Origin of the sequence: Shewanella sp. YQ_9, assembly GCF_043103185.1 — a bacterium.
GTDB lineage: Bacteria > Pseudomonadota > Gammaproteobacteria > Enterobacterales > Shewanellaceae > Shewanella > Shewanella algae.
This window is the reverse complement of record NZ_JBICJO010000055.1, coordinates 1-24,946: the sequence shown is the minus strand read 5'-3', so window position 1 is coordinate 24,946 and position 24,946 is coordinate 1. Positions and strand designations below refer to the sequence as shown.

General features: G+C 54.9%; 24 protein-coding genes. 14 read left to right on the top strand and 10 right to left on the bottom strand.

The features are described from left to right. Positions 1-54: 54 nt before the first annotated feature. Positions 55-2,517: a TonB-dependent receptor plug domain-containing protein gene (locus ACF8D4_RS14805; protein WP_335902719.1), complete on the bottom strand. Its 2,463-nt coding sequence runs from the start codon at positions 2,515-2,517 to the stop codon at positions 55-57. A 206-nt stretch (positions 2,518-2,723) separates the two neighbouring features. Between ACF8D4_RS14805 and ACF8D4_RS14800 the strand changes: the two genes are divergently transcribed. The 8 genes from ACF8D4_RS14800 to ACF8D4_RS14765 all read left to right on the top strand — a co-directional run bounded on the left by ACF8D4_RS14800 (position 2,724) and on the right by ACF8D4_RS14765 (position 8,909). Further along, positions 2,724-3,464, top strand: coding sequence for a DUF3450 domain-containing protein (locus ACF8D4_RS14800; protein WP_392468813.1), 741 nt, complete (start codon positions 2,724-2,726; stop codon positions 3,462-3,464). Continuing rightward, complete coding sequence (locus ACF8D4_RS14795) at positions 3,461-4,789, top strand: MotA/TolQ/ExbB proton channel family protein (protein WP_335902720.1); 1,329 nt, start codon at positions 3,461-3,463, stop codon at positions 4,787-4,789. The genes ACF8D4_RS14800 and ACF8D4_RS14795 overlap by 4 nt, the downstream gene beginning before the upstream one ends. Beyond that, complete coding sequence (locus tag ACF8D4_RS14790; protein WP_335902721.1) at positions 4,786-5,280, top strand: MotA/TolQ/ExbB proton channel family protein; 495 nt, start codon at positions 4,786-4,788, stop codon at positions 5,278-5,280. Before ACF8D4_RS14795 ends, ACF8D4_RS14790 begins: the two co-directional genes overlap by 4 nt. A gap of 3 nt (positions 5,281-5,283) precedes the next feature. After that, a complete protein-coding gene (locus ACF8D4_RS14785) occupies positions 5,284-5,691 on the top strand; it encodes a biopolymer transporter ExbD (RefSeq protein ID WP_025011347.1) in 408 nt (135 codons plus the stop codon). Next, complete coding sequence (locus ACF8D4_RS14780) at positions 5,660-6,319, top strand: energy transducer TonB (RefSeq protein ID WP_335902722.1); 660 nt, start codon at positions 5,660-5,662, stop codon at positions 6,317-6,319. The genes ACF8D4_RS14785 and ACF8D4_RS14780 overlap by 32 nt, the downstream gene beginning before the upstream one ends. Continuing rightward, entirely contained in the window at positions 6,303-7,499 is a 1,197-nt protein-coding gene (locus tag ACF8D4_RS14775) for a hypothetical protein (RefSeq protein ID WP_335902723.1), read from the top strand. Before ACF8D4_RS14780 ends, ACF8D4_RS14775 begins: the two co-directional genes overlap by 17 nt. A 128-nt stretch (positions 7,500-7,627) precedes the next feature. Then, complete coding sequence (gene ric, locus ACF8D4_RS14770) at positions 7,628-8,329, top strand: iron-sulfur cluster repair di-iron protein (protein WP_096141166.1); 702 nt, start codon at positions 7,628-7,630, stop codon at positions 8,327-8,329. 64 nt (positions 8,330-8,393) lie between these two features. Continuing rightward, positions 8,394-8,909, top strand: a complete 516-nt coding sequence (locus tag ACF8D4_RS14765; RefSeq protein WP_025011350.1) for a helix-turn-helix domain-containing protein — start codon at positions 8,394-8,396, stop codon at positions 8,907-8,909. On the opposite strand, the gene ACF8D4_RS14760 is transcribed toward ACF8D4_RS14765, so the two are convergent. The 8 genes from ACF8D4_RS14760 to ACF8D4_RS14725 all read right to left on the bottom strand — a co-directional run bounded on the left by ACF8D4_RS14760 (position 8,879) and on the right by ACF8D4_RS14725 (position 14,649). Continuing rightward, on the bottom strand, positions 8,879-9,463 hold the full coding sequence (locus tag ACF8D4_RS14760) for a HupE/UreJ family protein (protein WP_028781404.1): 585 nt from the start codon (positions 9,461-9,463) through the stop codon (positions 8,879-8,881). The genes ACF8D4_RS14765 and ACF8D4_RS14760 overlap by 31 nt on opposite strands. Positions 9,464-9,583: 120 nt before the next feature. Beyond that, a complete protein-coding gene (locus ACF8D4_RS14755) occupies positions 9,584-10,054 on the bottom strand; it encodes an Sbal_3080 family lipoprotein (protein WP_025889827.1) in 471 nt (156 codons plus the stop codon). Between the two features lie 79 nt (positions 10,055-10,133). Next, entirely contained in the window at positions 10,134-10,850 is a 717-nt protein-coding gene (locus tag ACF8D4_RS14750; protein ID WP_335902727.1) for an HAD-IA family hydrolase, read from the bottom strand. Then, entirely contained in the window at positions 10,850-11,746 is an 897-nt protein-coding gene (xerC, locus tag ACF8D4_RS14745) for a tyrosine recombinase XerC (RefSeq protein WP_107110699.1), read from the bottom strand. The genes ACF8D4_RS14750 and xerC overlap by 1 nt, the downstream gene beginning before the upstream one ends. Further along, positions 11,746-12,381 carry a DUF484 family protein gene (locus ACF8D4_RS14740; protein WP_025011355.1) on the bottom strand — a complete coding sequence of 212 codons (636 nt, stop codon included), beginning with the start codon at positions 12,379-12,381 and terminating at the stop codon, positions 11,746-11,748. Before ACF8D4_RS14740 ends, xerC begins: the two co-directional genes overlap by 1 nt. Then, complete coding sequence (gene dapF / locus ACF8D4_RS14735) at positions 12,378-13,205, bottom strand: diaminopimelate epimerase (RefSeq protein ID WP_025889830.1); 828 nt, start codon at positions 13,203-13,205, stop codon at positions 12,378-12,380. Before dapF ends, ACF8D4_RS14740 begins: the two co-directional genes overlap by 4 nt. 49 nt (positions 13,206-13,254) lie before the next feature. Next, positions 13,255-14,499, bottom strand: a complete 1,245-nt coding sequence (gene lysA / locus ACF8D4_RS14730) for a diaminopimelate decarboxylase (RefSeq protein WP_071238619.1) — start codon at positions 14,497-14,499, stop codon at positions 13,255-13,257. Further along, positions 14,500-14,649 carry a lipoprotein gene (locus ACF8D4_RS14725; protein WP_162887842.1) on the bottom strand — a complete coding sequence of 50 codons (150 nt, stop codon included), beginning with the start codon at positions 14,647-14,649 and terminating at the stop codon, positions 14,500-14,502. Between the two features lie 80 nt (positions 14,650-14,729). On the opposite strand from ACF8D4_RS14725, the gene cyaY reads away from it, so the two are divergent. After that, entirely contained in the window at positions 14,730-15,059 is a 330-nt protein-coding gene (gene cyaY / locus ACF8D4_RS14720) for an iron donor protein CyaY (protein WP_025011356.1), read from the top strand. Between the two features lie 14 nt (positions 15,060-15,073). Here the strand turns inward: cyaY and ACF8D4_RS14715 are convergent, their stop codons facing one another. Further along, the gene (locus ACF8D4_RS14715; RefSeq protein ID WP_025011357.1) at positions 15,074-17,497 is read right to left on the bottom strand and encodes a class I adenylate cyclase; all 2,424 of its coding nucleotides are present in this window, start codon (positions 17,495-17,497) and stop codon (positions 15,074-15,076) included. A gap of 202 nt (positions 17,498-17,699) precedes the next feature. On the opposite strand from ACF8D4_RS14715, the gene hemC reads away from it, so the two are divergent. The 5 genes from hemC to ACF8D4_RS14690 form a co-directional block, all read left to right on the top strand. Then, the gene (gene hemC, locus ACF8D4_RS14710) at positions 17,700-18,629 is read left to right on the top strand and encodes a hydroxymethylbilane synthase (protein ID WP_025011358.1); all 930 of its coding nucleotides are present in this window, start codon (positions 17,700-17,702) and stop codon (positions 18,627-18,629) included. A 12-nt stretch (positions 18,630-18,641) separates the two neighbouring features. After that, positions 18,642-19,370 carry a uroporphyrinogen-III synthase gene (locus tag ACF8D4_RS14705; protein ID WP_144131764.1) on the top strand — a complete coding sequence of 243 codons (729 nt, stop codon included), beginning with the start codon at positions 18,642-18,644 and terminating at the stop codon, positions 19,368-19,370. Between the two features lie 52 nt (positions 19,371-19,422). Further along, on the top strand, positions 19,423-20,532 hold the full coding sequence (locus ACF8D4_RS14700; RefSeq protein ID WP_052678653.1) for a uroporphyrinogen-III C-methyltransferase: 1,110 nt from the start codon (positions 19,423-19,425) through the stop codon (positions 20,530-20,532). Continuing rightward, positions 20,529-21,698: a heme biosynthesis HemY N-terminal domain-containing protein gene (locus tag ACF8D4_RS14695; protein ID WP_101058342.1), complete on the top strand. Its 1,170-nt coding sequence runs from the start codon at positions 20,529-20,531 to the stop codon at positions 21,696-21,698. The genes ACF8D4_RS14700 and ACF8D4_RS14695 overlap by 4 nt, the downstream gene beginning before the upstream one ends. A 275-nt stretch (positions 21,699-21,973) precedes the next feature. Beyond that, positions 21,974-24,946 (top strand): retention module-containing protein (locus tag ACF8D4_RS14690; RefSeq protein ID WP_392468804.1); only part of this gene is annotated, 2,973 nt, incomplete at its 3' end.

The following is a 24,946-nucleotide window of genomic DNA, read 5'->3' as shown; positions in this document are numbered from 1 at the left end:
GAAAATCCATCAATAGCAACGGGCGGCCGCTGGGCCGCCCGCCGAAGAGTCAGCTTAGTATTCGTAGTTCAACTGCAACCAGAACTGACGTCCCGGCTCATAGTTGAAATAGAGCTGATCCTGGTAAACAAAGGAGTCGTTGGCATTTTTGCGGTTGAGCAGGTTGTAGATCTCCACCGACACAGAGGCGCCCTTGGCAAACTCGGGCTGCCATTGCAGCTTGGTATCCCAACGGAAGGTCGAGGCGTAATCCACTTTGGCGTACTTAACCAGATCCTTGCCGGTATCGGGATCGCGGAAATAACCGTTCTGATCGCGACTGGCCTGCTCACGGCTGGAGGTCCAATGCAGCAGGTTATACCAGGTGAGGCCGTAGTCATCGAACTCGTGGGTCAGCTCCAGATCTATCTTCCAGGGCGCATTGAAGTCAGTGGCCGGTAAATCGGCCGCAGCAATGACCTTGCCGTCATACCAAACCTTGTCGGCATCCACATTGAGACCGGATTCGAAATAGCTGTAACCCTGATCTTTTGGGGTGTTGCTCTTGGTTTCCTGCCAGGCGACCGAGAATTTGGCCTGGTGGTTTGCGCCCCAAAATTGAAGGGTTTCCCGATTCATCAGGGTGAAGATCACGCTGTCATGGCTGGTGCTGCCGCTGTTGTCGAAGGTTCGAATGGCGCGCTGTTCATAGTCATCAGTGCCGGGATACTTATAACGACTGCGCACTTCATCACGGCCGTTGCGGTGCACATAGTTCAGCTTCCAGATGCTGTTGCCCCAAATCTGTTGAACACCGGCAGTAAACTCGTCGTTATAGGGCGTTTGCAGGTCTTCCATCCCCTCATAATCCCGGGTCGGCATCCAGTCGTTGTCGGCAGAGTTGGGTTTACAGTCAAAGTAGCAATGCACCAGGCCACCGTTTTGGCCGCTGTAGAGAGCATAAGTCAACATGGAGCGACCATAGTAACGGTTGGCCCCGGCGGTCAGCAGGGTGTTGCCGTCGCCAAACAGGTTCCAGCTGCTGCTGAGTCTCGGAGCCAGATTATTGCGATTGACAAAGCCGTCGTGATCCAGCCGCAGACCAGGCCTGAAGCTGAAATCGCCCCAGTTGATCACATCTTCAACATAGAGGGCATACTGGCTGTGAGTGCTCTTGTATCGGCCTTCAAGGAAGGCATCGAGACGCAGTTGTGACCAGCCCATCATTTCCAGGCTGCCGTCGTAGTTGTTGCGGTAGTAAGTCTTGTCCCGGTTGAACTCGGCGTCGGTGTAACTGGCTTCGCCCCCCAGGGTAAAGGTGTGGCTCATACCGGCCCATTTGAGGGGATCCCATTTCCACTTCAACTTGGCGGTACTGGTTTCCTGGGTAGAGTCCAGATCGCCCGGGCCTCCGGAGGAGTAGGAGCGATTGCTCTGCCAGTCCATCAATTGCACCCAGTAAGTCTGCTCGCCGGCACGCTTGTCTGTCATGCGGTTATAGTTGAGCGACAACTCCAGTGTCGAAGCGTCAAAGCCGTGCTCTATCTCCAGGGTAGAACTGTAGCCCTTGTGTTCATCGCGGTAGTCTGAATTGGCCACCCCGTTGAAGAACATGTCCGCCTCATAGGCCGAATAGGCCAGCGACAGATGCGCCGTGGTGCGTGGTGAAGCGTACCAGGTAAACTTGCTGAACAGATTGTCTGAGGTGCGCCGTTGATGCTTGAGGCCGCCGCCTGTCTTGAAGGCCACCAGCTCACCGTTGGCATCCAGTCCCACTGCGGTAGCAGGTACATTCATCATGGGGATTTTCGACTCACGCCGGGAAACCGAAGCCACAAAACCCAAGTCGTCGGTAATGCCGGTTTCAAAGCTCAGGCCATAGTTGCGCTTGCTGTAATCCGTCTGGAATCTGGCCGGTTGTGACAGGTCATTATTGGCCGAGTCAAACTGCAATTTGTCATCTATATGCACCTTGTTCCAACTGGCATCCGTTTGGCGGAAATAGACGCTGGCGGCAGTTTCCCCTTGCCAACTGCGGGTTGTGGCATCCACTACCCCACCGGTAAAGCCACCGAATTCCACCGGAATATTGGCATCATAAAGGGTCACGCTGTCTATCAGGCGGCTGTCGACATACAAACCCTGCTCGTCGCTGGACAGACGGGCGTTGGTGACCACGCTGCCATCGACCGGATCCAGGTCGTTGTTGATGCTCATGCCATCGAGCAGGAAGGCATTTTGATAGGCATTGCTGCCGTGAATGGAAATGTCGGCGGGTTTGATCTCCCCCTGATTCAGACTGCTGTTGGCGCTGTTGGAAAACTGCACCGCCGGATTGGACCTGAGCAAGTCGGTCAGGTTACCGTCACCGGTTGGGCGTTTTTTGATATCTTCCCGGGTCAGGGTTTCATGTTGGGTCAGGCCATTGTCGGCCTGCTCTCTGACGATTATCTCCTGTTGATCAGCCACATCAACCTGTTGCGCCTGAGCTACCGGCATCAATGCCAGACCACAGACTACAGCCGCGTGTTTCTTCATCCTCAATCCCTTTATTGTTAAAAAACAGCGATGCCGGAGTTGAACCCGCACCACTAAAGTGTGAGGTTGGCCAAAATAACTTGATCAAATACAAATGACAATTGTTATCATTACTATTTGCTGATAATGTCTCAAATCATGTCAACATTCTGGTGATGATGTGCGCAAAACCACAGCATTCCAGACAAAAAAATATTTTCATTCAGATGTTTACTAAAACAGCAGTATCTGTCTTGGCCGCCTGGGTATTACAGGTGGCGGCCACGCCGAGTGACCTCAACGAGATCCACAGGGCCGACCGTCAGGGATTAAAGGCCAGCCAACAAGCCCAGCAAGCCATAGAAAAACTCGATGATGAGCAGCAATCCCTGATCCAGGAAAGCCGCCAACTCAAGCATGAAATCCAACTGGCCAGCCATTACCAAAAGCAGTTGCAACAGCAGATAGGGCAGCTGCAATCTTCTCTGGAGGAGCTGGGCGAGCAGCGCCGGCAACTGCGCCAGACCCGGATGCAGCTGGCCCCGATGATGGACGAAATGCTGCTGTCGCTCACGCAACTGGAGCGGGCCGATCTGCCATTTCAGCAGCAGGAACGGCAGCAGCGTCTCGATAATTTGCAACTCTTGCTGCAAAGCGCCGAGCTGAACCAGGGCGAGAAACTGACCCGGCTGTTGGATGCCTACCAGGTGGAGCTCAGCTACGGCTACAGTGTGGAGAGCTGGCAGGGCAAACTCGGCGACGGTCGGCTGGTGAATTTTCTGCGCGCCGGGCGCCTGGGGTACTTTTTCCTTACCCTGGATGGCAAGGCCGGTGGCCGCTGGCAGGGAGATAATTGGCAGGCGCTGGCGCCTGAGCAGCTTGGCAATGTCGCCGCTGCCATCCGAGTCGCCTCCGGAGATGGCATACCGGCACTGCTGCAACTGCCTCTGATAGCGGAGGCATCATGAGCTTTTTGTCTTCCAGCACTCGCCAGAGCATGATGCGTCCCGCATTACTGTGGTCGCTATCGATGTTGTCGCTCTCATTGTCCCTCCCCTGCCAGGCCGAAAGTCTGCAACAGGTGCTTGAGCAGGTTCGCAGTGGCAGTCGCCAGGAACAAGCGGCCGCCGAGCGGCAAGAGAATCAGAGCCGTCAGAGCCTGGAGCAGGTGCGCAGCAACCATAAGAAACTGCAGCAGCAACTCACCCGGACTCAGGCAAATAACCTGGAACTTGAAGACCAACTGCTGGCACTGCAGCAAAGCCTCAAGGACAAACAGGCTCAGCTCAACGCCGAGAAAGCCAGTCTCGACGGGGTGTTTCGCGCCATCCAGGAACATGAGCAGTTGCTGCTCACCACAGTGGCACCCCACAGCCTATGGCGCCACGACAGCAGCGGCCTCGCTGAGATACCCACTGACCAACTTGGCCTGCAGCGACTGCAGGCGCTTTGGACCGCATTGACAGAACAAAGCGTATTGGCAGCCAAACCCATAGTTCAAAGCAGCGAAGGCCTCAATGCCGATGGCACCCCAGTGCTATTGAATGTCACCGAATATGGGCCTTTCAATGCCCTCAGCGACAAAGGCTGGGTACGCTACTTGCCGGCGCAGCAAAGCTGGCAACTGCTGGCTGAGCAGCCAAAGCTATCGCCCACCCAGGGGAGTGTCTGGCTCGACCCCTCATTTGGCAAGTTGCTGCAACAGGCGGCAAACGGTAACGGCTGGTTCGACAAGCTCAAACCGGCAGGAATAGTCGGCGTCTTTATCGGCCTGATAGCCCTGATAGCCTTAGGCATAGCCCTGAACCGCCTGTGGATACTGCGCCGCGAAAAACGGCGGCTGACCCAACAGCAGGCCAGTCAGCAAGTGCAGAGTGACAATGCCCTCGGCCGGGTGATGTTGGCGGCAACCGATTGCCCCGAGGAGCAACTCGAAGCGCGGCTCAACGCCGCCGTACTCAGCGAAGTCCCCCGCCTGACCCGTGGTACTGGCACCCTGGCGGTATTGGCGGGGATCCCGCCGCTGCTGGGGCTTCTGGGCACGGTTGGCGGCATGATTGAAACTTTCGATGTGATCACCCGTTTCGGCAGCAACAACACAGAGCTGCTCTCGGGTGGCATTGCCGAGGCACTGCTGACCACCCAGCTGGGACTGATGACAGCCATTCCGCTGCTGTTGCTGCACTGCGCAGTCAAGAGCCAGAGTCGGCAACTGACCCAGATGCTTGAGCAGGAAGCGGCCGCCCTGGTGGTATTGCAGCGCTTTGGTGACACAGGTAACCCCGGGCAATGAGCACTTTCTATGACTTTGTGCTGCAGGCCGGCGTCATTGTTTGGCTGATACTGCTGCTCTCTTGCCTGATGTGGTATCTGCTGCTTAAGGGCTTTAGCCGTATTCGCCGACTGAGCCCCTGCTGGCTGGATGATGCCCGCCACTTGAATCCCAAGCTAGCGCGCTATGACCTCTGGCAAAAGACACAGCTGCAACAGGCCTTTCTCAGCCGCGCCGCCCTGAATTTAAGCGGCGGACTCGACTGGATAGATTCACTGATAAAGATACTGCCGCTGCTGGGGCTCTTGGGCACTGTAGATGGGATGATCAGTAGTTTTGCCGAGCTTGGGCAACTCGATGTCCAAAAACAGCTGTCATCCGGGATCAGCTCGGCACTGCTGACCACATTGGCCGGTTTGGTGACCTCCTTGTCCGGGCTCTATCTGGCCTATCAGCTCAAGCAGAGCAATCAGCGGTTGCTGGCGGAGCTACGCCGGACATTTTCGGAGTAAAAGATGCAATTCAAACATACAGATGATCAGGGCACAGAAGCCAATGTCGATCTAACTCCCTTGATTGACGTGGTATTTATTCTATTGATCTTCTTTATTTTATCGGCGTCATTTCAGAAAACCCAGTCGCTGGAGCTGGAACGCCCCACAGCTCAGGTACAAGACAATCAGGATAAGCGCGCCATCTTAATCAGCATAGACAAACACAATGTGATCTGGCTGGAGCAGCAAGCCGTCAAGGCGGTTGAACTGCCCGCCCGGCTGAAACACACGCTGGCAAGTTCAGAACAGAGTTCGGCCATTATCGAAGTGGATAAGCATGTCACCAGCGGCAAGCTCATCGAAGTGGTCGACAAAGTACGCATCGCAGGAGTCAATAATGTGGCCGTCGCAACCCAAGACCCCAGCTAGCCAAACAGGACTGATTTTCACCAGTGCCATACTGATCAATTTGGCGTTGGCCAGCCTGATCTATGCCCTGACTCTGAGCCAAAGCACAGCACCAGTTAAACGGGTCACATTGGGCGGAGTCTACTTTCCCGAGCGGCAAGATAGCAAACCGCAAGAGCCCTTACCTGAGGTGCGCCTCAGCTCGGCGCCGCTGACATCCTCGCCACCACCTCCGCCCATGACACTGGATCTCAGCGCACTGGATGCCAACACAGGTATTCCTGTGCCGGATCCCCTGTGGCCGACGCCGGATGATATTCAGCAAATCCAGCCACCTACGCTGAATTTCAGCCAAAGCGGCAGCGCCCCCGGCAGTACCATGCAGGCCAGTATCGCCATGGCGCAGGTGGTGTTTCAAATGCCGCCCGAATACCCGCTGCAGGCCAAACAGCGGGGCATTGAAGGACAGGTGACCCTGGATTTGGCGATCAACCCGGAGGGCAGAGTGGAAGATATCAAGTTGGTGGATGAAACCCCCAGCGGCGTGTTTTACCGCTCGGCTTCCAGAGCCGTGCTCAGGTGGCGCTTTGCGGCGCCCATGCAGACCCAATGGCAACGGATAGTGATCAGATATGAACTTGAAAAATAGCCTGTTGTTTTGCTGCATTCTGTTCAGCGCGCCGCTGCTGGCGAGCAATGCACTGCAACGTTATCAGCAACTGCAGTTTCAATTGCAGCGGGATCCTGCTGCGGCGCTCAAGGCGATTGAAAGCTTTCAGCGTCAGTATGCCGAAGGCAGCGACAGTGAGCAGCAGATGGCGGCCTACCTGCATCTGCAGGCCTGCATCAACCTCAAGGACTATCAGTGCGCCGCGCAGCAAACCCGGCTGTTGCTGGCTTTACCCGTCACGGCATTGCAGCAACGGGATCTCTATAAGCTGGGTGCCCAACTGAACTACCAGCAAAGCGAATACCGCCAAAGCCTGGAATACAGCAAGCAATGGCTGCAACTGGCGGCCAATCTCCAAGAGCAACAACAGGAACAAGAACTCAAACCCGGCGCCACTGAATTTGCCACCATGTACTCGCTGGCCTCCTACGCCGCATTTCAGTTGCAGCAGCTACCAAAGGCCACTGAGCAGATGCGTCTGGCACTGGATTGGGAAGTCACCGAAACCCGGCAACACTTTCTGCAGTCCCTGTATCAAAGGCAGCAGCGTTTGCCGGAAGAAGAGCAACTGTTGAGGCAGATGATCGCCGCCTATCCGGATCGCCCCCTCTATTGGGAACGCCTGGGCCATAACCTGCAGCAACAGGGGCAAGAGCAGGAATCGCTCAATGTCCTCAGCTCGGCATACAAGGCCGGGCAGTTGCCCACACGCAGTATTCCACTGCTGGCACAGTTATTGATGCTGCATCAGGCCCCCGGCCGAGCGGCAGATCTGCTGGAGCAACACAGCGAGGCACTGGCACAACACTCCAGCTATAAGCCGCTGTTATCTCAGGCCTATCTGTTGTCGCGTCAAAGAGACAAGGCGCTGAGCCTGCTGCAGAAATCAAGCCAAACCCAAGGACAGAAATCCTTGCCGCTGCGGGCACAATTGGCTTACAGCCTGGGGCAATGGCCGCTGGCACAACAACTGTTGTCACAGCTACAGCAGCAAGATGCAGATAACCGCTACTGGCAGCTGTTGCTGGCCCTGAGCCACTACGAAGCCGGGCAGTTACAACAAGCCAAAACCTTGCTTAAAGCGATCAACCAGGGAGAGTACCAGACGACGGCGGCTCAGTGGCTGAATCAGATAAACTACCTCACGGACGCCCCCTGAGGCTCTATCAGGTTTGCCTGCAAAATGTGATTAACCAAGCAAAACAGTCAAGTTTTATTGGCCTAAGCTTGGCTAAAATTAAAGATGCTTTTATTATGCATGTAAATTGATAATACAGAGAGCATCCTATGTCAGCGCAAATCTCCCTCGAACGCAGAGTCGGCGAACTGGTCGCCGAAGACTTCCGTAACGCCCATGTTTTCAGCCGTTTTGGTATCGACTTTTGCTGTGGCGGTGGCCGTTCACTGGCATCGGCCTGCGAGCGAGCCGGCGCCGAGCCCACCGAGGTGTTGCACGCCCTGAGCCAACTGGCCGCAGAGGGCACGCCGGACGATGCCTTGGCCAAATTGCCACTTGGTGAGCTTATCGAGCATATCGAAGCGACCCACCACAAGTACATACGCGATACCGCACCGCTGCTGCTGGAATATGCCCAGAAGATGGTGCGAGCCCACGGTGAGCATTATGAAGAGATCAAACCCTTGGCCGGTTGGATCCGCGCCCTGATGGATGACCTCTTGCCCCACCTGCAAAAAGAGGAACAGATACTGTTTCCGGCCATTCGTGCCCTGAGTCAAGGGCAAGAGTTCAACGCCTGTTTCGGCCATATAGGCAATCCTATCCGGGCAATGGAATATGAGCATGATGAGGCAGGGCAAATTCTGGCCAAGCTGCAGCAGTTGACCAATCACTACCAGGCCCCTGAGCATGCCTGCACTACCTGGCGGGTATGTTATGCCACCCTGGCCGAGTTTGAAGCCGATCTGCACCGCCACATCCACCTGGAAAATAACCTCTTGTTTCCCAAAGCCCTGGCACTGGTGGACTGAGGGCTGTTCAAATCCTGGCTGACTTGCTACAACTGCAGTAACAGCAGTAAACAAGGAGTCAGTCATGCCGGCTACAGGTTTCATTCTGGACGATATTGAAAATCTGCGTGAGTCCGCCGCGGTGGAGTTCAAGCTCGCCGCCGGACGCCATGGCAAGGGTGCGCTACCGCTGGCGCTGTGGGAAAGCTACAGCGCCTTTGCCAATACCAATGGCGGCGAGATCATTCTTGGTGTCAGGGAGGAAAAGGGCGAGTTTTTTATCGAAGGAATAGCCGAACCCAGGCCCCTTATCGATGAAGCCTGGAAGATACTCAACAATTCACAAAAGATCAGCGCCAATATTCTTGGCCCGGCCGACATTCAGCTGATAGAACTGGCCGGTAAGCAGTTGATCCGCTTTCGGGTTCCCCAAGCCGACTACAGTCAGCAGCCCGTCTATCTGGGGACAGAAGCGATTGGCGGCACCTATATCAGGGTCGGAGATGCCGATATGCGCGCCAGTCCGGCGCAGGTGAAACGCATGCTAAGACGCAAACAGAGACACAGTATTCAAGCCAGCCAGAGTTCCAGAGTCAAATAGCTTCCCACTAGGGCGATAGCCGAGCCCATGAGTTGCACCACACGTTTGCGCTTGCCATCCGGGTTTATCAAACTGCCGATGATCACCCCGGCAACATGAATGGCCGCCGTTCCCAACAAAAAGCCCATGGCATAAATGCTTGGCCTGGCCAACTCAGGCATTTCAACGCCGTGAGCATGACCGTGAAACAAGGCAAAGACGCCGACAAAGGCCATGGCAAAAGAGATGGGCATCTCACGGTTGAGCGCAATGGCAAGCCCCAGCAGCAATACCGACAGGGCAATACCCGATTCAACAAAAGGGATCGGCATGAGTGACATACCGGCAACCGCGCCCAGGGTCATGAAAAACAGAAATGCCAAAGGTACAGACCAGATGGCACTGCGCCCCAACTGGGTACTGAGAATACCGACACTGAGCATGGCCAACAGATGATCGAACCCCAATACAGGGTGATTGAAACCATCCCAGAAACCACCATCCGCATGCAGCTCGTGTGCTGAGACCGGCAGGCTCAACAGCAACAACAACAGCATGATTATTCGGGATGGCATAGGTTAAACCTCAGGCGGCAACGGCAAGGAGCTATACACTAGCACCAAGTCGATGTTAAAAAAATGATAAGAAACTAAAAAAGCGCGCTTTGATGCACGCTTTAATGGTGAGAAATTGTTTCAGGGAGCCAGAGTCAGTGGCTGTGCCCAGGAAACACGCGCCTGTTTCTGTTGGATCAATTGATTGATCAGTTCACGGATCTTAGGTTCGGCATCAATGAACTTGTTCATATTGGCTCCACCCATCCGAGCATCATAGATAGCCTGACCATCGAGTCTACCCTGGTGATACACCTTAATCTCGGCGTATACCATATAAAGTGCCAAGTCCCATGCCCAATTCGCACTGTAGGTTGCAGTCCAATCACATTGATCGGCGGCGTTTAACTCTTGAACCAGTCGATAGCGTATCTGTTTTTCACGCAGCACCTTCTCCACTTCCTGCAAGAAACCTTCCCTGACCTGTGGGTTTTCCAGAATACAGAGGCCTGCATCTTGATGCAGTGCCACAGGATCGACCTGTTGTTTGATGGAGCAAGCACTGAGCCCCAAAAAAGATGTAAGCAGTAGTATGGCGAGTCGTTTTGTCATTTTCTTCTTATCCATAGAGATGGTTACAGCCCGGCCGGGCGCAGCCAATCTACTCAGAAAACACAAAAACGCAACAAAATCACAATAGAAGTGCCAATTCACTCAGAGAATGGAGCCGAATGTGAGGCAGCAGGGTGTTGGCTGCTCTGCAGTTATCACCGGCAAACGCCGGATTGAGCCAGGCAGCCTGACAGCCGGCCTTACGGGCACCTTCGACATCTGTCAGCGGGTGGTCACCGACATGCAGCAGCGCCTCAGAGGGTAAGGCCAGGCGCTCGGCGGCCAACTGGAACATATCCCCCCAGGGTTTACGTCTGATACCATTGCCCGGATGCAGCACAAACTCAAACATCTCTCCCAGGCCAATTCTGCCGGCATCCACATTGCCATTGGTGATCCCGACCAGGCGAAAACGCTCAGCCAATTGCGAAAGTAAGGCGAGCACTTCCTTTGATACCTTAAAGTCACTGCGCCGCTCAAGGAACAAGGCCAGACCCGCTTTCGCGCCCAGCTTTGCCTTGTGCTTATCATATCCCAGCATCTCCAGCCCGGTTTGCAATAGCGCCAATCGCGCGGCACTGGTGTCATGGGTCAGCTCGGCTTGCTGCAACAAGAGCTGGCGCTTCAACGCCCGCCAGTCTGCGGCCTGCCAATTACCGCTCCGGGGGAACTCTTTGGCCAGCCACTCGAGCAATGCGCCTTCGGCGGCGGCGATAATTGGCCGGTTATCATAGAGGGTATCGTCAAGATCAAAACTGATGGCTTCGATAGCGCCGGGGCGAAGAAACACCTGCATCATTTGTCCTTTTTGGCTCTGGGGTGAGCGCCGTCATACACCTTGGCCAGATGCTGAAAGTCCAGACTGGTATATATTTGGGTGGTCGCCAGATTGGCGTGTCCCAGCAGCTCCTGCACCGCCCGCAAGTCGCCGCTGGACTCAAGCATATGGGTCGCGAAGGAATGCCTGAGCTTGTGGGGATGCACCCTGGCGGATAACACCTGTTCCTGCCCCCAGCGCGCCATGCGCGCCTGAATACTGCGATGCGCCAAGCGCTTGCCCTTGGCGGTCACGAACAGCGCCTGATCTTCACAAGGAATATCCCGGCGGTAATCCAGCCATTGTTGCAATGCGGCAATGGCGACCGAGCCCACAGGCAGCAGCCGTTCCTTGCCACCTTTACCCATCACCTTGATTTGCTGCTGGGCGAAATCCAGTTGCGGCACATCCAACGAGGCCAACTCGGCCAGACGCAGCCCTGAGGAGTAACACAGCTCCATCATCGCCTTGTCACGGGCACTGAGGGGATCTGTCACCTCAATATCCAGCAGATGACTGATGCTATCGGCGTCGAGATTCTTGGGCAGCGGCTTATTCTGTTTTGGGGCGCTCAGTTGCCGGGCGGGATTACTCTTGACCAACTCTTCGAGCAGCAGAAATTCGTAGAACTGCTTGACCGCCGACAGGCACAGAGACAAAGAGCGGGGGCTGAGACCCTGACGATGTAACTTGGCCAACACAGCACTCAACAGGGGATCAGTTACCTGGTCCCAGTCAATATCCTGCGGCAGCAGCCCGGCAACCCGTTGCAGTTCGCGCAGATAGTTGCGGGCTGTGTAAGGAGACAGCTGCCGCTCGGCACTGAGATGGCGCTCGAAGCGGCCAAGCCAGGGAGAATCCTGTTTAACGGCCATCAGAGCTTGGGCAGCAGATGGTCCAACAGCTGCCGCAACTGATCCAGCAGCATATTGTCCATCTCCGGATGGAAGTGAGTCACATCGGCACTGGCGATAGCAAAGATCACCTGGCCATTTTGTTCCGACAGCCGTGCCAGTGACACTGAGCCGACTTCAGAGCCGAACAAACGCTTGGACTCCTCCTTGGTCAAGCGACCAAAGTAATAGCCGTGCTGCAGGCGCTTACGCCAGATGGCCGAGAGTTCTGAGTCGATATCATGCACGGTAATCAGGCGTACATGGCTGAAGTTAAAGGCTTCTTTAAGCTCGGCGCACAGCACCTGCCTAAGCTCGCCCATATCTTCGCAATCGAGTAACTTCAATGAAAGCTGAGTGTTGAAGCGGAAGATTTTCTCATTGCGGCTGGCCATGCCAAGCAGCGCGGTGATCTCCTCTTCCAGCTGCTGTACCCGGCTGCGCAGTAGCTCCTGCCGCCGCTCTACCAGAGAAACAGTGCCACGCTCGCCGTGGGGCAGACGCATAGCCAACAGCAGCTCGGGGTGACGACAGAAAAACTCCGGGTTATCCAACAGATATTCACGGATGATCTGCTCATCAAAAGGTGGATTGAGCTTAGCTTTGGCGTCTGTCATATCTGTATCTGTCCGTCGTATACCTGTTCGGCCGGGCCTGTCATCCACAACGGCTTGCCCTCACCGTCCCATTTGATTGTCAGGGTGCCGCCGGGCAGGTCGACCTGCACAGTGTTGCCCAGCTTGCCCTGCAATTGGCCCACCACTGCAGCCGCACAGGCACCACTGCCACAGGCCAGGGTTTCGGCGGCGCCGCGCTCATAAACCCTGAGCTTGATATGGCCCTTGTTGAGCACCTGCATAAAGCCGACATTGACCCCTTTGGGGAAGCGTTCGTGATTGGTCAGCTGCGCGCCAATAACATCGACATCTGTGGCAGCCACATCCTCGACTTCCAGCACACAGTGGGGGTTACCCATGGAGACTGCACCGCAGAGGAAGGTTTGCCCTTCGGTTGGCAAAAGGTAGGTCTTTTCGGCCTTTTTGGCCTTGAAGGGGATCCGCGCCGGATCCAAGATAGGTACGCCCATATTGACGGTGACATTGCCATCGCGCTCCAGTCGCAGGGTCATCTTGCCGGATGAGGTGCTGACCTTGATCTTGTATTTCTGGGTCAGGCCCTTGTTGCGAACAAAGCGGGCAAAGCAGCGGGCGCCGTTGCCGCACTGTTCGACCTCGCTGCCATCGGCATTGAAGATACGATAATGAAAGTCCAGATCCGGATCATAGGGCGGCTCGACCAGCAGCAGTTGATCGAAACCGATACCGAAGTTGCGGTCGGCCAGGCGCCGGATCTGCTCCGGCGAAAAGTACACATTCTGAGTCACGCCATCGACGACCATAAAGTCGTTGCCCAGACCATGCATCTTAGTGAAGTGGATCAAGATTACTCCTAGGTTCCAACGCCTACAGCGGGAAAGTACTCACACTAGTTTACGGCAGCAAGTGCTCACCTTGCCACAGTTGTTCCAGCTTTTCCCGTTCACGCACCAGATAATGTTCACTGCCATCGACCATGACTTCAGCCGCTCGCGGACGGGTGTTGTAGTTGGAGGACATCACAAAGCCATAAGCACCGCTGGAACGCACCGCCAGCAGGTCGTGGGCTTGCAGCACCAAGGCGCGCGATTTACCCAGAAAATCCCCGGTTTCACACACTGGGCCGACTATGTCGTATTCCCGGCTTTCACCCTCTCTTGGCTGCACCGGGATAATCTGCTGCCAGGCGCTGTAGAGTGACGGGCGGATAAGGTCATTCATGGCACCGTCCACTATCGCAAAATGCTTGCCGGCATTCTCTTTCTGGAACAGCACCTGAGTGACAAAGATCCCGGCATTGGCGGCAATCGCCCTGCCCGGTTCGAAAATTAGCTTCAGTGGTCGTTCACCCAGACGCTCGAGCAATGCGGCGGCATACTTGTCCGGTTGTGGCGGGGTTTCTTCATCATAAGTGACCCCCAGGCCACCGCCCACGTCCAGATGCTCAATCACTATGCCTTTTTCTGCCAGCCTATCGATCAATGCCAGCATTCTGTCCATGGCATCAAGAAACGGCCTGAGTTCAGTAAGCTGTGAGCCGATATGGCAGTCGGCGCCCTTGATGGCCAGGTGCGGCAAGGATTGCACCTGCAGGAAAGCTTCCTCGGCTTCATCCATGGCGATACCGAACTTGTTTTCTTTCAGGCCAGTGGAGATATAGGGGTGAGTACCGGCATCCACATCCGGGTTGATCCGCAAGGAAACCGGCGCCTGTTTACCCAAAGAGCCTGCCACTTCGTTGAGCAGTTCAAGCTCGGCGCGGGATTCAACATTGAAGCAATATATGCCCAACTCCAGTGCCAGTTTCATTTCCGCCGCTGTCTTGCCAACACCGGAAAACACCACCTTGGCCGGATCGCCACCTGCGGTGATTACCCGGGTCAGTTCTCCGCCTGAGACAATATCAAAGCCACTGCCAAGGCGCGCCAACACATTGAGCACCGCCAGATTGGAGTTGGCCTTGACCGCATAGCAGATAAGGTGCGGATGAGAGGCCACGGCTCTGTCAAAGGCATGCCAATGGCGCTCCAGTGTCGCCCGCGAATAGACATACAAAGGCGTACCATATTGAGCCGCCAAATCGGCCACGGCACAGTCTTCGGCATACAGAGCCTGAGCTTGATACTGAAAATGATCCAATTAGTTTTCCTCTGTCGATTGCTGGGGTTGCTCGGTTTGTTCCGCCTGGGATTGGTTGTCCGGCAGATCCGGGCTCTTGTATAGCGCGCCTTTTTGACCACAACCAAGCAGCAACAGGCTAGCAAGCATCAGGGATAAAAACAGTCTCATTTTACTCAACATCTGGGCAGCAGGATTACATTAGCCTTATAATCGCATTCATCTTGATGAAAGCAAAGGACAGATATTCCATGGCAATGACAGATACCGAATATCATCAGCTCGCCGATGAAATGTTCGACCGGATAGAAACCGCAATTGAGAATGCAATCGATGAGCAGGATGCCGATGTTGATATCGACGCTTCAGGCAATGTGCTGCAACTCGAGTTCGCCGACAGCTCCAAAATCGTGATCAACAAGCAGGAGCCGCTGCACCAGATCTGGGTAGCAACCCGTTTCGGCGGTTATCACTTTGGCTATGTCGATGGAAAATGGATAGATGAGCGCAATGGCGGCGAGTTTATGCCCTTCGTCAGAGAGTCCATCAGCCGCCAGGGCGGAATAGAGCTGTCGTTCTGATGATTTAGGGGCGGTCAGAACTCTGTCTGCGCCGCCCTTGCCGTGACCCCGAAAGGCACCACATCCAGATTACCGCTCTGGCGCACCAGGCGGAAAAACTGCGGAAAGTTGAAGTGATTTTTAAGGCTCAGGACTTCGCCAAAGGCGTAATGCTGGGTAACAGTATTCACCAATTCACTGACATCCGGATTGCTGTGCACATAGTGGCTCAAGCCATTTCCTTCATCCAGTACGAACACATCCAACTCGTCTTCCCGGCTGCGCAGAAAATACTGTATCACCCCTTTCACCGCATAATTTTGGATAACCTCAGGCACCTTGACCCAAGGGTCGTCGGCAAGCTCGGGTCTTGGCAAACTCTGTAACTCGCCCCTAGCCAACTGACGATAGAGGGACTTCACATCGCTGAGATCCCGGTAACTCATGCCCTTGGCATCGAAAAACAGGCCATATTTCTTTTCACCCAGTTGCAGTGGCTGCACCAGGGTCTTTGACGGACAGGCATCTTTTATCAGTCGGTGCACCTGCTTGAGAATATCCACGACAGTTTGTTCCAGCTGGGACTGCAGCTTTTGCGAAGCACTGACGACATCGAAGGCCACCTGTTGTGGCGCTCTTCTCATACCTGGAGTGGCAAAGGCGATGGCCTCCAATAGCGCCTGCTCACCGACAAAGCTGTGACAATGCCATTCGCCCCAGGAGTTGAGGCTCATCAGTTGCACCGATCCCAGCAAACTGGCTGCCGGTTTTCCTGTCGCCAGCAGGTTGCTGCCCATGAGTTCCAGCATCAAGGTCTGGCCCTGCCAATGCTCGCTGGGGTCCTGCTCCAGATTGAGGATCCACACCAACTTGCGATAGTGCCAAGGCTGGCACAGATCCAGTTTCGACACCCGCCACTTCTTGTCTTCGGTATAAGGCAGTAGCCGTTCGGCCACCTGGTTAAGACGCCGGCACCGCAGACGACCCGCGCCGTATTCAAACCAGCGGCTATTGACAGTGGCCACCCCATTGAGACAAGCCCAAATCATCAAGGAGGCGGCATTATCTGCCTGATAGATGGCCACTTCGCCCATAAACTGCCGCGGCTCCGGTGACAGACGATAGAGATGACAACGACCATCCTGCTCGCTGCGGACTATAGTCAGATTCGGCTCTGCCAGCGACTGACTCCAAAGCCGGTTGAGCCGCAGTATCTGCTGCTTGTCCTCACTGAAATAGGTGTGCAGCTTACGGGTCAGCAGCCCCAAATCTTCCACTTTAAAGTACTCGCTCAGCCTGTGGGTCGAAGCGAAATGCAGCAGGGTCTGGTAGCTGGCCAACATCAACTCGTTGAGCTGGGCGTTGAACCACTGCAACTGGCCACTGTGCCAGTGTTCACAATCATCCAGGGTGGTCAGCAGGCTCTGGGGCCATTCCCACTGTTCAACCAACTGCTTGAGCTTGTGGTAGCGCCAATCGTGACACTGCTCGACATCACTGAGCCTGATACCACATTTGAGGTAAAAGCAGCGGCGCACTATCTCCAGCCGACGCTCGTCTCCCACTTTAAGCAGATAAGATTCGATATATTGATACAGGAGCAGATAGGCATCGTTGGCGTTGGAAAAGTCACCGGCCAGAGTTCTCAACCACACCCATTCGCTGACCAGATTGGTTTGTGGATAATTACTGGCATAGGCTTCCAGCAGCAGCACCTTGAGCAGGGCCTTGTGCGGCTTGTCCAGACCTTTATAGAGCTGCCATAAAGAGGCACCAAAATACTCATTGGCCGGCAGTTGGTGCACATCACCAAGGAACAGAAAGTCATTACAGGGTTGGGCATTGGGCCACCAGGCGACTGTCTTGCCGGCCAGGCGGATATGGCTGCGATAGAACTCTTCCAACAGCAACCAATGCTGGGCGCTGCCGCTGTGTTCATGCCCCAATAGCTCCCATTCGGCGTCCTGATAGCAAGTGTCATCACGGCAAAACTGCCGCGGGTGTACCAGATAAAAGTTCACCTCGAATTGAAAGCCGGCAAACCAGCGGGTGAGTTTTAGGCTCTTCTCCCGCAGCAGTTCCACTTCCTCCTGGGTTAGCCCGGCGTCATAGACCAACCAGACATCTACATCACTCTTGGGGTTCTGGCCAAAACTGGCGGTGCTGCCCATTACGTAAACCCCTTCCAGTACAGGACTGGCATGCTGTGAGTCTTCGAGCAGTGGCAACTTGAGAGTAGCGAGCGATTCTTTGAGCTCGACTGAGTGTTGGAACCCCTTGATACCGCAGGGCGTCATGGGGCCGTTGTATCCGGGCAAGCGGTTGTGATGCTGATGCAACAACAGAGGGATCAGGTTAAACAGATGCCTTTGCAGTGGGGAAAACAGCGCCTGAGCACGGGCCAAACGCACTCGATTGAGGCGCTCGGCGTATTCGGCGTATTGTCGCTGACGCTCGATCATCCGAATTTCACTATCCCTGAACCAGTTAGATGATCATGCTAACACTTTTAAGGTAGCAGGCAAGTAATGAGATCAAGATCACACTATTTGGCGAAAATTTAACGTGCCCACTTCAAAGATTGAGCAGCGTTCGGTGCCATTCTCCAATGGGCAATGTTAGCATTGGCGCATTTAACGTACTCTCACGGAAAAGATTGGCATGTCAGAAAATCGCATTCGCATAGCAACACGTAAAAGCCCTCTCGCCATGTGGCAGGCAGAATTTGTCAAAGCCGAGCTGGAACGCATTCACCCCGGGCTGACAGTAGAACTGCTGCCAATGAGCACCAAGGGTGATGTCATCCTGGATACTCCTCTGGCCAAAGTGGGCGGCAAGGGGCTGTTCGTTAAAGAGCTGGAAGTCGCCATGCTGGAAGACCAGGCGGATATCGCTGTGCATTCCATGAAAGATGTGCCGGTTGAGTTTCCCGAAGGGCTGGGGCTGGAAGTGATCTGCGAACGTGAAGATCCCCGTGATGCCTTCGTTTCCAACAGCTACAAGAGTATAGATGAACTGCCTCAAGGCGCGGTTGTGGGTACTTCAAGTCTGCGTCGTCAGTGTCAGCTCAGAGCCCGTCGCCCGGACCTTATCATCAAAGATCTGCGCGGCAACGTGGGAACCCGTCTGGGTAAACTGGATGCCGGTGAATATGATGCCATCATTCTGGCTGCTGCCGGGCTTATCCGCTTGAAATTATCAGAGCGTATCGCCAGCTTTATCAGCGCCGAAGAATCATTGCCGGCCAACGGCCAGGGTGCTGTGGGCATCGAATGTCGCACCGACGATGAGCGGGTAAAAGCCTTGTTGGCACCGCTTGAGCATAAAGAAACCCGCTATCGCGTACTGGCGGAACGGGCCATGAACACACGTTTGGAAGGGGGTTGCCAGGTCCCCATTGGTGCCTATGCCGAAATCCAGGGCGAACAACTGAGCCTCAGAGGCTTGGTAGGTAATCCGGATGGCTCCGAGGTGATCACAGGTCAAGTCAGCGGTCACCAAGACGAGGCCGTAGCCCTGGGTAACGCCCTGGCAGAAGAACTGCTGAGCAAAGGCGCCAAAACCATATTGGATGCCGTTTACGGCAAATAACAAGGCGGCACCATGAGAGTGTTGTTGACGCGCCCCGAGGGGCGCAATCACGCCATGGAACAGGCGCTGACAGAAAGGGGCATACCTTTTATGGTGACCCCTCTCTTGGCTGTTGAGGCCATGGAGGATAAAGGTATTTCCCCTGCCGAGGTCCTTGATGCCGACATCATTGTGTTTGTCAGCACCAATGCGGTGCATTTCGGTACTCAGGCTCTCAATGCTCCCTGGCCGTCACACATTCAATATTTTGCCGTCGGCGAAGCCACTTTCGAGGCCTTTGCACAGTATGGCATCCTGGGCCATAAAGCGCCGGATGACAATCAACAGACCGAAGGCCTGTTAACCCTGCCGGGTTTGCAACCCGAAGCGGTAAAACACAAGAAAGTGGTCATTATTCGCGGCAACGGTGGCCGGGAGGTACTGGGACAAACACTCCAGCAATATGGGGCGTCGGTTCAATTCTGGGAAGTCTACCGCCGCACCTGTCCTGCCTATGATGCAGTACAACTGGTCAAGGAATGGCAAGACTTCGGAATAGACACCATAGTACTCAGCAGCGCCGAGAGCCTGATGAACCTTATCCGACTGCTGCCAAAAGAGTATTTTGCTTGGCTGCAAGCATGTCATATTATAGTTCCCAGTATTCGGGTGGTAGATAAGGCCGTGGTCGCCGGATTAACTCAAGTGACCGATGCCACGGCAGCCAACAGTAAAGCCGTACTCAAGGCATTGAGGCTCTAGTTTTCCCCCCTCCCGATTTCCAGCCCTATTGTCGCGTTAAAGGACTGCATTAATGGATAACAGTAAGCCAGAAGTCGGGAGCGATACCCCCGCACTGCCTACCCAACCCTTGGGTACCACAGAGCAAGAAACCCCAGCGGCGACAGCCAAGCGCAGCTCATGGCCCCTGAGACTGACGCTACTATTGAGCCTGCTGCTGGCACTGCTGGCCTGCGCCATAGGTGCTTATCTCTTTTGGCAACTGCAGCAACAGCAAGCCGCCAATGCGCAACTGGCAACCACTCTAGAACAAGTCAAACAAGCTCCAGAGGCCAGATTGCAGGCACTGGAGCAGCAACTGAGAAGCGACCGGCAGCAAAATCAACAGCAGCAAGGTGCCATAGAACAACTGAGCGATGCCCAGCAGCAGATGCAAACCCGCATCGCCACTCTGGCACAGCGTAACCCCAACCATTGGATGGCGGCAGAAGCCGAATATCTGGTGCGGATGGCGGGACGTAAACTGTGGCTGGAGAAAGATCCGCAAACGGCAACCGGCCTGTTACAGGCTGCCGATGAGCGAATTGCTGCCATGCAGGAGCCTTCACTCATGCCTCTGCGTCGTGCCCTCGCCAACGATATGGCGGCGGTCAGCGCCATCAAGAATACCGATATCGCAGGTACTGTGTTCACCCTCGATGGCATTATCACCAAGCTGGACAAGTTGCCACTCAATCGTGTCGGCAGCCAGCAAATGGAGCCAGAAGCAGAAAACAAGATGTCTGACTCCATAGGTGATTGGCAGAGCAACCTGTCCAAGACCTGGAGCGCACTGAAGGAAGATTTCTTCACTATCCGCAAGATAAGCTCAGATATCACTCCGCTGCTGTCTCCCCAGCAGGAATGGTATTTATTCGAGAATATCCGCAATAAGCTGCTGCAGTCGCAACTGGCCCTCTATCAATATGATGAGCTCAACTACCGCCAGTCATTGGCCATGGCCCGCAAGTGGATCCAGCAATATTTCGATCTCGACGATCCACGCACTGAAGAGGTGCTGACTGCAATCAATGCTTTGTCCAGTCTGCAACTGGATCCCATCAATCTGACAAAATTTGAATCCAGCGCTCAACTCAAACAGTTGGTCACCTATGGCGAACTCATGCCGGGGGCTGAACTATGATAAGAGTACTCATCTATCTGGTGATTATTCTGGCTGGTGCCTGTCTGAGTCCGCTTTTTGCCGGCAAAACAGGCTATGTCTATATCGCCTTTCTGGACTGGCAGCTGGAAACCAATCTGCTGTTTGCCGTTATGGCACTCATCATCTTCTTTGCTCTACTGCAGTTGCTGGAATGGCTACTGGTCACTGTGCTGAATCTGGTATTAAGCAGTCGTTACCTGCCGCGGCGCTGGCGCCGCAATGCCGCCCGCAAGTACACGCTCACCGGCGCACTGGCGTTGGCAGAAGAGGATTGGCCAGCGGCCGAAAAAGCGATGCAAAAAGGCGCCGAAGCCGGTGAACTGCCGGCTCTCAATTATCTGGCTGCCGCCAGAGCGGCCCAAAGACAGTTCAAGAATGAAGAGCGGGACGACTACTTGAATAAGGCCGCCCAGTTGCCACTGGCGACCCAGGCGGTAACCACCACCAGAGTGCGCTACTACATGCAGCAAGGCGAGCTGGAAAAGGCCCGCGAGCAGTTGGACAAACTGCAACCCAGCAGCAAGAGCAAGGCTCCGGTACTGCAACTGGCACTAGAGCTTTACCAGAGCCAGCTTGACTGGCAGGCTCTGAAACTGTTACTGCCGGCGCTGCGCAAAAAGCAGATCCTGGATAATGAGGAATACGAGCTCCTGAACCAGAGGGTAAATAATGCTTTGCTGGCCCAAGCAGCCCTTCGCAGCGAGCAGGAACTGGAAAAGTGTTGGCACTGGCTTAGCCGCCAGGAACGCAGCCAACAAGCCAATATGGCACAATATGCCTTGGGGCTTGCCGGTTTCAACCGCCGTGACGAAGCCCTGAAACTACTGAACAAGGCGCTAAAGAAGGAACCTTGCGCCTCTGTACTTGAAGTTTTGCCGAAGATTTTTGAAGCCCAGGACAGTGAAACCCTGAAACTGCTGAAGAACTTGGAACCCAAGCTAGAGAACCATGCCGACTACCAACACTGCATGGCCCAAATTCATGAACTCTGCCGTGAATTCAGTCTGGCCCGAGCCGCATGGGAACGCTTGTGTCACTTACTGCCCCGTAAGGAATACTGGCTGGCCTTGGCCAGACTTCAAGAGCAGTTGGCCGATCATCAAGGGGCTTTCAATAGCTACAAGCAAGCCGCCAAGAGCGACTAATCGCTAGACCTTTTCGTAATAAAAAAGCCACTTATTTAGTGGCTTTTTTATTAGCCATCACAAGATTACCTGCACGAATACCGTAACCGCATGAATGCGAGATAGATTCTCCAAAGCGGACAAATTGTCTCTTAACAACCTTCCAACCGCGATCAATGTCACATATTTGACAGCCTCAGTTTCAACCCCAGACTTAATAATTAATACCTTTAGCTGACGCTCGTGGGCACAGAGTGACCTTGCCGTCAGTATTTGCGTGCAAAGGAGTATGAGTTATGGGCGTCGCAATCAGTAAGCAAGACGCGGTTGTCACCAATTTGGTTGGGCAACTCAAGGCCAAGGACGAAAATGGCAATATCCGCGATTTGAGTATCGGGGATCTCATCCGCAATGGTGAAGAGATCATCTTCACCGCAAACGATACCTTCACTATCGAATATGCCGATGGTACAAGGCTGACAGAGCAAAATGCGCAGCCCAGCGCTCAACCTCAGCCGGATAGCACGGCCGCAGATGTCGCCCAATTCGCCAACAGTGGAGTCGATGCCGAGATAGCCGCACTGCAGGCTCAGATACTTGCAGGTGACGACCCTACTGCAAATCTGCCTGCTACCGCAGCCGGGGCCGGGACAGCCGGTAACCAAGGTGATTTCGGCTATGTTGCCGTAGACAGGGACGGGTCTGAGTTATTGGCCAGCGCAGGCTACGACACCAGTGGCTTTGACCAAACCGCCATTACCACTCAAGAAGAAATACTGCTTGAGGACCTTCCCCTGACAGGCCCCACGCTCACTAGCGGCGCTGTCACACTCTCAGATGCCAACCTGCCAACAGGAACCACTCCATCACCCGCCGCCTTGACCCAAACCGGTAACTTGAGCTTTAGTGCCGCGGCCGGCGTTGCAAGCTTAACCCTGGATGGGGTTGCCATTGTCTCGGGCGGAGTTTTTAATGGCCCTGTCAGTATCAATACCGAATACGGCGTGCTCACCATCAACGCCGTTGACCTGATAAACGGCAATATCAGCTATAGCTTTACCCTCAATTCCGCGGTTGACCACAGCTCAAGTGATGACTTCTCCCAGGCTTTCAACCTGATATTGACCGATCTAGAAGGAAACAGTGTCGGTAATACCCTTACCATCTCGGTACTGGATGACGCTCCAAGCGGTCAGGACGACATCAACAGTGTAGATGAAGACTCACTACTGGCCATTAGCGGCAATCTGCTCGATAACGATGTTCAGGGCGGTGATACCGCACAGGTAACAGCCGCTGGCAGTGGCGGCAACCTTGATAATGCCGTATCCAATCAAAGCCAGGTTTCAGGCAGCTACGGCCTGCTGACCCTTAATGCCGATGGCAGTTACAACTATCAAATCAATTCTGCAGCACAAGCTGTTCAGGCGCTCGCTCAGGGAGAATCCCTGACGGAAGTCTTCTCCTATCTGCTGACCGATGCCGATGGTGATACCAGCGTCCAGACCTTGACTATCACTATCACTGGCACCAACGATGTGCCTGTGATCAGCACACCCCAGCCGGGTGAGGCCGATGGTGCTGTGCGAGAAGCCGGCCAGTTCGATGACGGCAGCATAGACCCAGGTACCCCGGGTGTCAGTGGCCAACTCAGCGCCAGCGATGTGGATAATGGTGCCGTGCTTATTTGGTCCGGCAGTGCCGACAGCCCACTTGGCAGCTTCAGCATAGATGCCGCCACCGGCGCCTGGAATTATCAGCTCGATAACGCTGCAGCCGACGACCTGCTGGAAGGCGAAATTCGCACCGAAACCTTCTCTGTTACTGTAACGGATGAGTTTGGCGCCAGCGCCGAGCAATTGGTCACTATTACCATCATAGGTACCAATGACGCCCCCATTCTCAGCGCCGATAGCAGCGGCAGTCTCACCGAGGATGCCGATGTCATCAATGGCATGCTCAGCGACAGCGGCAGCCTGAGCTTCACCGATGTGGATATTGGTGACAGCCATGTTGTCAGCAGCAGCTACAATGGCGATGTAAGCTGGAGCGGCGGCGCCCTGGATCAAGCCACCCAGGATGCCCTGGCTGCCGGCTTCAGTGCCGACAACTCTGGTTGGAGCTATGACATTGCCAACAGCCTGGTGCAGTTCCTCGCAGTCGGCGAAACCATCACCTTGAGCTTCACACTAACAGTCACCGATGCCTTTGGCGCCAGTGATTCACAGCTAGTCACTCTGACTATCAATGGCACCAACGATGGCCCGATAATTAACCCTCCTGGCGAGGGCGATGCCGACGGCACTGTGCGTGAAGCCGGTCAATTTGACGATAGCAGCGTCGATCCCGGAACTCCGGGTGTCAGTGGCCAGCTCAGTGCCAGCGATGTGGATAACGGCGCAGATCTGACTTGGTCTGGCAGTGCCGACAGCCCACTTGGCAGCTTCAGTGTTGATGCCGCCACCGGCGCCTGGAATTATCAGCTCGATAACGCCACCGTTGATGGTTTACTGGAAGGCGATATTCGCACTGAAACCTTCACTGTCACAGTGACAGATGAGTATGGCGCCAGCGCCGAACAACTGGTCACTATTACCATCATAGGCACCAATGACGCACCTATTCTCAGCGCTGATAGCAGCGGCAGCATTACTGAAGATGTTGATGTCATCAATGGTATGCTCAGTGACAGCGGCAGCTTGAGCTTCACCGATGTGGATATTGGTGACAGCCATGTTGTCAGCAGCAGCTACAATGGCGATGCGAGCTGGAGCGGCGGCGCCCTGGATCAAGCCACCCAGGATGTCCTGGCTGCTGGCTTCAGTGCCGACAACTCCGGCTGGAGCTATGATATCGCCAACAGCCTGGTGCAGTTTCTCGCCGTCGGCGAAACCATCACCTTGAGCTTCACACTGACAGTCACCGATGCCTTTGGCGCCAGTGATTCACAACCCGTCACTCTGACCATCACCGGCACCAATGATGCGCCGGTGCTGAGCATCGACATGAGCGGCGCGGTCACCGAGGATGTCGATGTGCTGGCCGGGATGCTCAGCGACAGCGGCGATTTGAGCTTCACCGATGTCGATATCAACGACAGCCACAGCGTCGGCAGCAGCTATAACGGCGATGTACTCTGGAGCGGCGGCGCCCTGGATCAAGCCACCCAGGATGCTCTGGCAGCAGGCTTCAGTGTCGACAACGCCGGCTGGAGCTATGACATTGCCAACAGCCTGGTGCAGTTTCTCGCCGTCGGCGAGACCATCACC

Bases quoted from the DNA above. Each gene is read 5' to 3' on its own strand.
- ACF8D4_RS14775 (WP_335902723.1), top strand. From the start codon at position 6,303: ATGAACTTGAAAAATAGCCTGTTGTTTTGCTGCATTCTGTTCAGCGCG.
- ACF8D4_RS14795 (WP_335902720.1), top strand. From the start codon at position 3,461: ATGAGCTTTTTGTCTTCCAGCACTCGCCAGAGCATGATGCGTCCCGCA.
- ACF8D4_RS14765 (WP_025011350.1), top strand. From the start codon at position 8,394: ATGCCGGCTACAGGTTTCATTCTGGACGATATTGAAAATCTGCGTGAG.
- ACF8D4_RS14700 (WP_052678653.1), top strand. From the start codon at position 19,423: ATGGATAACAGTAAGCCAGAAGTCGGGAGCGATACCCCCGCACTGCCT.
- ACF8D4_RS14705 (WP_144131764.1), top strand. From the start codon at position 18,642: ATGAGAGTGTTGTTGACGCGCCCCGAGGGGCGCAATCACGCCATGGAA.
- hemC (WP_025011358.1), top strand. From the start codon at position 17,700: ATGTCAGAAAATCGCATTCGCATAGCAACACGTAAAAGCCCTCTCGCC.
- ACF8D4_RS14695 (WP_101058342.1), top strand. From the start codon at position 20,529: ATGATAAGAGTACTCATCTATCTGGTGATTATTCTGGCTGGTGCCTGT.
- ACF8D4_RS14755 (WP_025889827.1), bottom strand. From the start codon at position 10,054: ATGACAAAACGACTCGCCATACTACTGCTTACATCTTTTTTGGGGCTC.
- ACF8D4_RS14800 (WP_392468813.1), top strand. From the start codon at position 2,724: ATGTTTACTAAAACAGCAGTATCTGTCTTGGCCGCCTGGGTATTACAG.
- ric (WP_096141166.1), top strand. From the start codon at position 7,628: ATGTCAGCGCAAATCTCCCTCGAACGCAGAGTCGGCGAACTGGTCGCC.
- ACF8D4_RS14725 (WP_162887842.1), bottom strand. From the start codon at position 14,649: ATGAGACTGTTTTTATCCCTGATGCTTGCTAGCCTGTTGCTGCTTGGT.
- ACF8D4_RS14805 (WP_335902719.1), bottom strand. From the start codon at position 2,517: ATGAAGAAACACGCGGCTGTAGTCTGTGGTCTGGCATTGATGCCGGTA.
- xerC (WP_107110699.1), bottom strand. From the start codon at position 11,746: ATGGCCGTTAAACAGGATTCTCCCTGGCTTGGCCGCTTCGAGCGCCAT.
- ACF8D4_RS14785 (WP_025011347.1), top strand. From the start codon at position 5,284: ATGCAATTCAAACATACAGATGATCAGGGCACAGAAGCCAATGTCGAT.
- ACF8D4_RS14760 (WP_028781404.1), bottom strand. From the start codon at position 9,463: ATGCCATCCCGAATAATCATGCTGTTGTTGTTGCTGTTGAGCCTGCCG.
- ACF8D4_RS14740 (WP_025011355.1), bottom strand. From the start codon at position 12,381: ATGACAGACGCCAAAGCTAAGCTCAATCCACCTTTTGATGAGCAGATC.
- ACF8D4_RS14750 (WP_335902727.1), bottom strand. From the start codon at position 10,850: ATGCAGGTGTTTCTTCGCCCCGGCGCTATCGAAGCCATCAGTTTTGAT.
- ACF8D4_RS14780 (WP_335902722.1), top strand. From the start codon at position 5,660: ATGTGGCCGTCGCAACCCAAGACCCCAGCTAGCCAAACAGGACTGATT.
- cyaY (WP_025011356.1), top strand. From the start codon at position 14,730: ATGGCAATGACAGATACCGAATATCATCAGCTCGCCGATGAAATGTTC.
- ACF8D4_RS14790 (WP_335902721.1), top strand. From the start codon at position 4,786: ATGAGCACTTTCTATGACTTTGTGCTGCAGGCCGGCGTCATTGTTTGG.